This is a genomic window from Rhodococcus sp. 05-2254-6, from assembly GCF_002258565.1.
Taxonomy (GTDB): Bacteria; Actinomycetota; Actinomycetes; order Mycobacteriales; family Mycobacteriaceae; genus Rhodococcoides.
Genome location: NZ_NOZF01000144.1, coordinates 1 through 9,636 on the forward strand (window position 1 = coordinate 1; position 9,636 = coordinate 9,636).

The 9,636-nt window shown below is 65.5% G+C and carries 6 protein-coding genes; 1 reads left to right on the forward strand and 5 read right to left on the reverse strand.

The window, feature by feature from the left end:
• A partial coding sequence (locus CH256_RS19730) for a DNA-deoxyinosine glycosylase (RefSeq protein WP_143536628.1) occupies positions 1–420 on the forward strand: 420 nt, incomplete at its 5' end.
• Here the strand turns inward: CH256_RS19730 and CH256_RS19735 are convergent.
• The 5 genes from CH256_RS19735 to CH256_RS19755 form a co-directional block, all read right to left on the reverse strand.
• The gene (locus tag CH256_RS19735; protein WP_231893833.1) at positions 386–1,210 is read right to left on the reverse strand and encodes an acyl-CoA thioesterase; all 825 of its coding nucleotides are present in this window, start codon (positions 1,208–1,210) and stop codon (positions 386–388) included. The genes CH256_RS19730 and CH256_RS19735 overlap by 35 nt on opposite strands.
• 105 nt (positions 1,211–1,315) lie before the next feature.
• Complete coding sequence (pyk, locus tag CH256_RS19740; protein WP_082073683.1) at positions 1,316–2,734, reverse strand: pyruvate kinase; 1,419 nt, start codon at positions 2,732–2,734, stop codon at positions 1,316–1,318.
• A 122-nt stretch (positions 2,735–2,856) separates the two neighbouring features.
• A complete protein-coding gene (locus tag CH256_RS19745; protein ID WP_094640088.1) occupies positions 2,857–4,362 on the reverse strand; it encodes a glutamate synthase subunit beta in 1,506 nt (501 codons plus the stop codon).
• Positions 4,355–8,938, reverse strand: a complete 4,584-nt coding sequence (gene gltB / locus CH256_RS19750; RefSeq protein ID WP_094670397.1) for a glutamate synthase large subunit — start codon at positions 8,936–8,938, stop codon at positions 4,355–4,357. The genes CH256_RS19745 and gltB overlap by 8 nt, the downstream gene beginning before the upstream one ends.
• A 266-nt stretch (positions 8,939–9,204) precedes the next feature.
• Positions 9,205–9,636, reverse strand: a 432-nt coding sequence (locus CH256_RS19755; RefSeq protein ID WP_143536629.1) for a TM2 domain-containing protein, incomplete at its 5' end; no start/stop codon positions are given.

Genomic DNA, 9,636 nt, shown 5'->3' on the forward strand with positions numbered 1-9,636 from the left:
CTCGGTGCGCGCATCGTAGGGAAGTTCGGGGCCTGCACCGAACAGCGTTCCCATGATCGGCCAGAACGCATTTCGTGGGTGCGCGTAGTACTGCTGCGCAGCCAGGGCGTCGCGATATGGGACGTGCTGAAGCTGTGCACGCGTGAAGGAAGCCTGGATTCGGCGATCGTCGAATCGTCCATCGAGACAAACGATTTCGAGCAATTGTTCGCCGAGAATCCCGGCATCGACCGGGTGTTCTTCAACGGAGCCAAGGCCGCCGAGACCTACCGGCGGTACGTGAAATCGGCAACGCCCCAGGTGGGATTCGAACGACTACCGTCGACCAGTCCGGCGCACGCAGCACTCGATCTGCAGGCGAAGACGCGAATATGGACCGACGCACTCAGTCGCGGACCCGTTTCGGGAAGTGCCGGATGAGACCTTCCTGAACGACGGTGGCGAGCAGCTGCCCGTCCATCGAGAAGAAGCGGCCGGTGGCCAGTCCGCGCGAGCCGGCCGCGACCGGGGATTCGGTGGCGTAGAGAGCCCATTCGTCGAACCGGAACGGCCGGTGAAACCAGATGGAGTGATTCACGGTCGCCGCAACGATGCGGTCGAGTCCCCACGACAGGCCGTGGGTGGTGATGATCGAATCGAGCACGGTGGTGTCCGACGCGTAGCCCATGGTCGCGGCGTGGAAGATCGACGCGTCGGGCAGATCCCCGTCGGCCTTCATCCACACGCGATTGTGATTGAGCTTCTCCCCGGTGCCGTGCATGATCCACGCGGGATCGTTCGCGTAACGCATGTCGATCGGCTTGAGGGCGTCGACGAACATCTGCAGACGGTCCTCGTACCCGACGAAATGATCGCCGAGCGGAGGCAGTGCGTCGGGATACGGAACCTCGGGAACCTCGACGCTGTGCTCGAGGCCCTTACCGAAATCCTGGAAGGCCGCGAGCATGACGAACAGCTCGTTGCCGTCCTGTACGGCGGTGACCTGCCGGTTGGCGAAGGCTCGACCGTCGCGCTGTCGCGAGACCCGGTACTCGATGGGCTTCTTGACGTCACCCCCGCGAATGAAGTGCGCGTTGATCGCGTGCACGTCCCGCGACGTACCGGATACGGTCCGGCCCGCCGCGATCAGGCCCTGAGCAACGAGCTGCCCCCCGAACGTTCGACTGCCCACCTGCTCGGGGTGAACCCCGAGGAACACGTCCTCCTCGATCTCCTCGAGTGCGAGGAGATCGAGGAGCGTCTCGAGATCTGTCCTGCGTACAGCTGTACTGCTCGGCGCGCTTTCGCTGACGCCGGTTCCCCCCGCTTCGACCACTTACCGGTCCTCTTCTCCGATTCGGTGCACATGGATCAAGTTGGTCGAGCCTACTGTGCCGGGAGGGGCACCGGCCACGATCACGACCTGATCGCCCTTGTTGTACCGACCGAGTTCGAGGAGCGCCTTGTCGACCTCTTTGACCATCGCGTCCGTCGAGCCGACATCGGGGACCAGGAACGTCTCGGTTCCCCAGCTCAGCGACAGCTGGCTGCGCACTTCGGAGATGGAGGTGAAGGCGAGCAACGGAAGCTTGGTGTGCAGACGAGCCAACCGTCGAACGGTGTCACCCGACTGGGTGAACGCAACGAGTGCCTTCGCGTCCAGGCGCTCACCGATGTCGCGGGCGGCGTAGGAGATGACGCCACGCTTGGTGCGCGGGACGTGCGTCAGCGGAGGAACACTGTCGCCCTCGGTCTCGACCGTCTCGACGATGCGAGCCATCGTCCGCACGGTTTCCATCACGTACTTACCGACCGAGGTCTCACCGGAGAGCATGACCGCGTCGGTACCGTCGAGCACTGCGTTGGCGACGTCGGACGCCTCGGCGCGCGTCGGGCGGGAGTTCTCGATCATCGATTCGAGCATCTGGGTCGCGACGATGACGGGCTTGGCGTTGGCGCGGGCGATCTGGATGGCGCGCTTCTGCACCAGAGGTACCTGCTCGAGGGGCAACTCGACGCCGAGGTCACCGCGGGCGACCATGATCGCGTCGAATGCGAGCACGATGGCTTCGAGATTGTCGACGGCCTCGGGCTTCTCGAGCTTGGCGATGACGGGAACTCGACGGCCCACGCGGTCCATCACGGCGTGGACGAGTTCGACGTCCGCGGGAGAACGGACGAACGAGAGCGCGATGAAGTCGACACCGAGGGCAAGGGCGAACTCGAGGTCGGCGATGTCCTTCTCGCTCATGGCGGGGACGGACACATCCATGCCCGGCAGGGACACGCCCTTGTTGTTGCTGACCGGTCCACCTTCGGTGACACGGCACAGTACGTCGTTGCCTTCGACGCCGGTGACCACGAGGCCGACCTTGCCGTCGTCGACGAGGAGGCGGTCGCCTTCCTTGGCGTCCTGGGCCAGCTCCTTGTACGTGGTCGACACTCGGTCGTGGGTGCCCTCGCACTCCTCGACGGTGATGCGGATCAGCTCACCGGCCGCCCAGGTGGTCGAACCCTCGGCGAATCGGCCGAGACGAATCTTCGGTCCCTGCAGGTCGGCCAAGATACCCACGGCTTTGCCGGTGGCGTCCGATGCTGCGCGGACCCTCTCGTAGTTGGCCTGATGATCGGGGTGATCACCATGGCTGAAGTTCAGTCGTGCGACATCCATTCCACTCTCGACGAGTTCGCGGATGCGCTCTGTGGTTGCGGTTGCGGGTCCAAGGGTGCAGACAATCTTCGTACGTCGGCTCACGAAGGCGAGCCTAGCCGCTGGACGCCGCGTTCTCTATCGCAGACGCATCCACCCGAATACTACCGACGGGTAGCCGCGCTATCCCGCTGCTGGGACAGTCTGTACCGGTTCAGAGACGGGGGTCACACGACCGCCAGGGGCAGTGCGGTCGGGTGTACGGGCGACGGCAATTCCGAGTGTCCGGTGAGGAAAGCATCGACTCCGTGAGCCGCGGATCGACCCTCCGCGATCGCCCACACGACCAACGACGCACCGCGATGCGCATCCCCGCACACGAACACGCCCGGTGCCGTGGTCTGCCAGTCGGGACCACACGAGAGCGCACCCCGCTTGGTCAGCGCCAGGCCGTACTCGTCGAGCAGCGGACCGTGCTCGACACCTTCGAAACCGATCGCGAACAACGCCAGATCACAGGGCAATTCGATCTCCTCCCCGATGGGTGTGACGATGCGTCGACCGTCCGCGTCGCGCTGCACCTCCACCTCGGCGAGCACCATCGCACGAACGTGCCCGCGCTCGTCACCGAGGAATCGCTGCACCGCGACCTGATGACGCACGACGCCACCCTCGGCGTGCGCGGGTGAGGTGCGCAGCACCAGCGGCCACGACGGCCACGGCGAGAGACTGTCGTCGCGAGCCCCGGGCAGAGCGGGGTTGTAATCGAGCTGAGTGACCGACGCAGCACCTTGGCGGTGGGCCGTTCCCAGGCAGTCGGCTCCGGTGTCGCCGCCGCCGATGATGACCACGTGCTTGTCCGCAGCGGAGATCGAGGTGGGACCGTCGCCCTCGCATTCCTTGTTCGACGGCACCAGATGCTCCATGGCCAGGTGGATGCCGTCGAGTTCGCGACCGATGACCTCGGCGTTGTCACGGGCTCGCAGAGCTCCGACTGCGAGAACGACTGCGTCGAAGGATTCACGCAGTTGCTCGACGGTGAAGTCGATCCCGACCTCGCAGTCGGTGACGAAGTGCGTTCCCTCGGCCCGCATCTGCATGAGGCGCTGATCCAGCACGGACTTCTCGAGCTTGAACTCGGGGATGCCGTAGCGCAGCAGACCGCCGAGACGATCGTCCCGCTCGTACACGGTGACGTCGTGCCCGGCGCGTGTGAGCTGTTGCGCCGCAGCCAATCCCGCAGGGCCGGATCCGACGACGGCGACCCGCTTGCCGGTGGTGATCGTCGGCGGCTGCGGAACGATGCTGCCGTCTTCCCAGGCCAGGTCCGCGATGGTCTGCTCGACCCGCTTGATCGTCACGCTTCCGCCGGTGGCCGCCTCGGAGATCGACAGCACACATGCCGATTCACACGGGGCCGGGCAGACCCGCCCGGTGAACTCCGGAAAATTGTTGGTCGCGTGCAGTCGGTCGCTGGCCGCATCCCAGCGGCCGCGGCGCACCAGGTCGTTCCATTCGGGGATCAGATTTCCCAGCGGGCAACCTGCAGTACCCGAGTGGCAGAACGGAATACCGCAGTCCATGCAGCGACGCGCCTGATCGGAGACCTCGGCGGCACGCTCGCTCGTCGGCTGGTGCGAGTACACCTCGTTCCAGTCCTTGACGCGCTCGCCGATCGGACGCTTGGCGGCCTCACGCTTGACGACTTTCAGAAATCCCTGTGGATCAGCCACGTGCAGCCTCCATGATCGCAGCATCGACGTCGCGCCCTTCGGCACGCGCCATTCTTGTCGCCTCCAGCACTCGCTGGTAGTCGACGGGCATGACTTTGGTGAACAACGCAGACCGGCGGGGCCAGTCGGCCAGCAGCGAGGTCGCGACGGTGGAACCGGTCCACCGGCGGTGATTCTCGACGGTCTCGCGCAGCCACACCAGATCGTCCGGGTTGGGCACCTGCAGTTCGACCATCGCCATGTTCACGTCCGCCGGATCGAGACCGAGGACGTACGCGATGCCGCCGGACATACCTGCAGCCATGTTGCGACCGGTCGGCCCGAGCACCACGACCCGACCGCCGGTCATGTACTCGAACGCGTGGTCGCCCACGCCCTCGTTCACCGCGACGGCTCCCGAGTTACGGACCGCGAACCGCTCCCCCGCCTTACCGCGCAGGTACACCTCGCCCGAGGTGGCACCGTAGAGAATCGTGTTTCCTGCGATCACGTTGTCCTCTGCGACGAACGGTGCATCGTCGGCAGGGCGCACGACTATTCGGCCGCCCGACAATCCCTTACCGACATAGTCGTTCGCGTCACCGACCAGATCGATGGTGATACCCGGCGGCAGGAAAGCCCCGAGAGACTGACCGGCCGATCCGGTGAACGCGATGCGAATGGTGTCGTCCGGCAACCCGACCGCGCCGTAGCGCCGGGTGACCTCGGACCCCAGCAGCGTTCCGACGGTGCGATTGACGTTGCGTACCGGCAGCTCGAGCTTGACCGGATGCGCATCCTCCAACGCTCCCTCGGCCAACTGGATCAGAGTCCGGTCCAGCGCGAGATCGAGACCGTGGTCCTGCGCGCGGAGGCGTCGACGCTGTGTCATCGGGGCACCGTGGCGGTCGACGGGCATCGCGAAGATCGGCGTCAGATCGAGTCCCTTGCTCTTCCAGTGCGCCACTCCGGCTGCCGTCTCGAGCACGTCGGCGTGACCGACCGCCTCGTCGATACTCCGGAAACCGAGCTGCGCCAGGTACTTTCGCACGTCCTCGGCGATGAACTTGAAGAAGTCCTCGAGGAACTCGGGCTTGCCGGTGAACCTCTTGCGCAGCTCCGGGTTCTGGGTGGCGACACCGACCGGGCAGGTGTCCAGGTGGCAGACGCGCATCATGATGCAGCCCGCCACGATCAGCGGAGCCGTCGAGAACCCGAACTCCTCCGCACCGAGCAATGCCGCAACGATGACGTCGCGTCCGGTGCGCATACCGCCGTCGCACTGCACGGTGATGCGATCACGCAGGCCGTTGAGCACCAGCGTCTGCTGGGCGTCGGCGAGGCCGATCTCCCACGGAGCGCCTGCATGCTTGAGAGAGGTCAACGGCGCAGCACCGGTTCCGCCGTCGTATCCGGAGATGAGAACGACGTCGGCGTGTGCCTTGCTCACCCCCGTCGCCACCGTGCCGACGCCGACGGAACTGACGAGCTTGACGTGCACGCGCGCCTTCTCGTTGGCGTTCTTCAGATCGTGGATCAGCTGCGCGAGATCCTCGATCGAGTAGATGTCGTGGTGCGGGGGCGGCGAGATGAGGCCGACACCCGGCGTCGAGTGTCGGGTCTTGGCCACCCATGGATACACCTTGTACCCGGGCAGCTGACCGCCCTCGCCCGGCTTGGCACCCTGCGCCATCTTGATCTGAATGTCCGTGGCGTTGACCAGATAGTCGCTGGTGACACCGAACCGACCGCTGGCGACCTGCTTGACGGCACTGCGTCGCGTCGGATCGTAGAGCCGGTCGACGTCCTCGCCGCCCTCCCCCGAGTTGGACCGTCCGCCGAGATTGTTCATCGCGACGGCCATAGTCTCGTGCGCCTCGGCGGAGATGGATCCGTAGCTCATCGCGCCGGTGTTGAACCGGGTGACGATCGACTCGACCGATTCGACCTCGTCGAGCGGAACCGGCGGCCGGACACCGTCCTTGAACTCGAACAGACCGCGCAGCGCACCGCCCTCGCGAGCGAGCCGGTCCACCTCGTCGGTGTACTTCTGGAACACGTCGTATCGACCGGTGCGCGTGGCATGCTGCAGCAGGAACACCGTCTCGGGCGTGAACAGGTGCAGCTCGCCCTCGCGTCGGAACTGATACTCACCGCCGATCTCCAGCCGGCGATGGACGCGGTCGGTCGGATTCTCGGGGTACGCCCTGCGGTGGCGCAGCTTGACCTCCTCGGCGAGCACGTCGAGGCCGACGCCACCGAGCTTGCTGACCGTGCCCTTGAAGTACTCGCGCACCACCTCGCGATCGAGACCGACGGCCTCGAAAACCTGTGCGCCGGTGTAGGACCCGACGGTCGAGATGCCCATCTTCGACATCACCTTGAGTACGCCCTTGCCGAGACCGTACAGATAGTTCCGTACCGCGATCGTCGGTTCGACTCCGGTCAGTTCACCCTCGCCGACCAGATCCTCGATCGACTCCATCGCCAGATACGGATTGACCGCTGCGGCACCGAAGCCGATGAGCAGCGCCAGATGGTGCACCTCGCGCGCGTCACCGGATTCGACGACGAGCGCGATCTTGGTGCGCTCCTTGGTGCGAACCAGGTGATGGTGCACCGCCGAGGTGGCCAGCAGCGACGGGATCGGGGCCCGAGTGTGATCCGAATCGCGATCGGAGATGATCAGCGTGGTGTAGCCCGCAGCGATCGCTTCCGATGCCCGGGCCCGCAACTCCTCGATGGCCTCCGCGAGACCTTCACCGCCGCGCTCCACCTCGTACAGCCCACGCAACACCGTGGCCGACAGTCCCGGATGGTCTCCGTCGTCGTTGATGTGGATGATCTTGTTGAGCTCGTCGTTGTCGAGCACCGGCCACGGCAACACGATCTGCCTGCACGACGCCGCAGTGGGCTCGAGCAGGTTCTGCTCCGGACCCATCACCCGCGCGAGCGAGGTCACGATCTCCTCGCGGATCGAGTCCAGCGGCGGGTTGGTGACCTGTGCGAACAGTTCGATGAAGTAGTCGTAGAGCTGACGCGACCGCTGTGACATCACCGCGGCCGGGGTGTCGGTACCCATCGATCCGAGCGGCTCGCCCCCGGATGCGGCCATCGGCGTCAGCACGACGCGCAGGTCTTCCTCGGTGTAGCCGAAGGCGACCTGCCTGCGCACCACCGAGTCGTGGTTGTACTGGATGTGAGCCCGCTCGGGCAGGCTCTTGATCTCGAGCAGGCCGGCGTGCAGCCACTCCTGGTACGGATGTTCGGTTGCCAGTTGGAGTTTGATCTCCTCGTCCGGCACGAGACGTCCGGCGACGGTGTCGATCAGGAACATCTTTCCTGGCTCGAGGCGACCTTTGGCGACGACCTCGGATTGGGGCACGTCGAGCACGCCTGCCTCACTGGCGAGGATCACGCGACCGTCCGCCGTCTGCCACCAGCGGCCGGGGCGAAGGCCGTTGCGATCCAGCACGGCTCCGACATAGCTGCCGTCGGTGAACGTCACGCAGGCCGGACCGTCCCAGGCCTCCATCATCGACGAGTGGAACTGGTAGAACGCTCGCACCCGCGGATCCATCGTGCGGTGGTTCTCCCACGGCTCGGGCACCATCATCATCACCACGTGCGGCACGCTGCGTCCGCCGAGGTGCAGTAGTTCGAGCACCTCGTCCAGCGACACCGAGTCCGAGGCATCGGGGTTGCAGATCGGGAACAAGCGCTCCAGGTCCCCGGGAATCAGGTCACTCGACAGCAACGCTTCGCGAGCCCGCATCCGGTTTCGGTTGCCCTTGACGGTGTTGATCTCGCCGTTGTGGGCGACGTAGCGATGCGGGTGCGCCAGCGGCCACGACGGGAACGTGTTGGTCGAGAAGCGACTGTGCACGATGGCAATGGCGCTCGTGCACAACGGGTTACGCAGTTCCGGGAAGTACAGCGGCAGCTGCATCGTGGTGAGCATGCCCTTGTAGACGATGGTGCGCGAGGACAACGACGGAAAGAACAGTCCCGACCCCTCGGCCTCGATCTCGGGGGTGACCCGCTCGGAACGCTTGCGCAATCCGTAGACGAGACGGTCGAGAGCGAGACCGGCCGGACGCGTGCCGTCGACCTCGGGAGCGGTGACGTAGAGGTAGCTCATGTACGGCATGCAACCGAGGGCGGTGAGGCCCACATCGGCTCGATCGGGATCGACCTCGACCGGAACCCAGCCCAGGATGTCCAGACCCTCTTCGGCCGCAACGGATTCGACGCGCTCGACGGCGATGGCCCGCTCACGGATGCCCTGCGGCAGAAAACACACTCCGGCCGCGAACGTGTTGTCACCGTCGGCTCCGGGCGCGGGCAGGTCGAACGGCGCGAGGGAATCGAGGAGTTCGACAGGGAGCTGAATCAGAATGCCCGCGCCGTCACCGCTGTTGGGCTCGGCACCGGCAGCTCCGCGATGTTCCAGGTTCTCCAGTGCCAGAACCCCGTCGGCGACGATCGCGTGAGAGCGGCGACCCGCGATGTCGGCGATCATCGCCACGCCACAGGAATCCTTCTCCGAGCTCGGGTCGTACAGACCTTGCTCCGCAGGCATCCGAGAAAACAGCACCACGATCACCTCCACGTAGGCCGGTGGGGTGCGTGCAAGCGGTGCAGTGTCTTCGACCCTGCGCCGGAAGTCTCGGCAACCCCGTCGGCTGGTCGGCTCGGATCGACCGAAACGGTCGGATGAGCCGAATTGAACTGCCTATCGGGAATTCACCGGGACAGCTCTGGCCCGCGAAAGAATCCGGGATCTCTCCCGGATGGCGAAATCGTAGCAGCTGGCATTCGCATCGATGCAATCACGAATGTCGGCTGTGACGAATGCGATCGTCAGTCGCGCAACGGTCGACCGTGCTGATCACGCACGCTGCCGGTGAGCATCAATATGCCGTCGATCAACGGCCAGATTCCGCCGATACCGCAGGTGAGCCACGTGACGGCTATCTGCGCCACCGCGATGCCCGGCTGGTTGAGATAGAAGCGACCTGCTCCGAACGCGCCCAACAGGATGCCGAGCAGACCTGCCGTCAGCTTCTGCTTGTCCGAGAACGGCTCACCGGTGACCGGGTGCCGACCGTACGGAGCCATCGGGTCCATGTATCCGGGCCCGCCCGCGTACTGGGGACCACCGTACTGGGGAGCGCCGTACTGAGGACCGCCGTACTGTTGGCCGCCGTACTGGGGAGCGCCGTACTGGCCGGACCCCTCGGATGGCGGTGGGTAACCGGTGCCGGGCGGAGGTCCGAACTGCTGACCCTGATC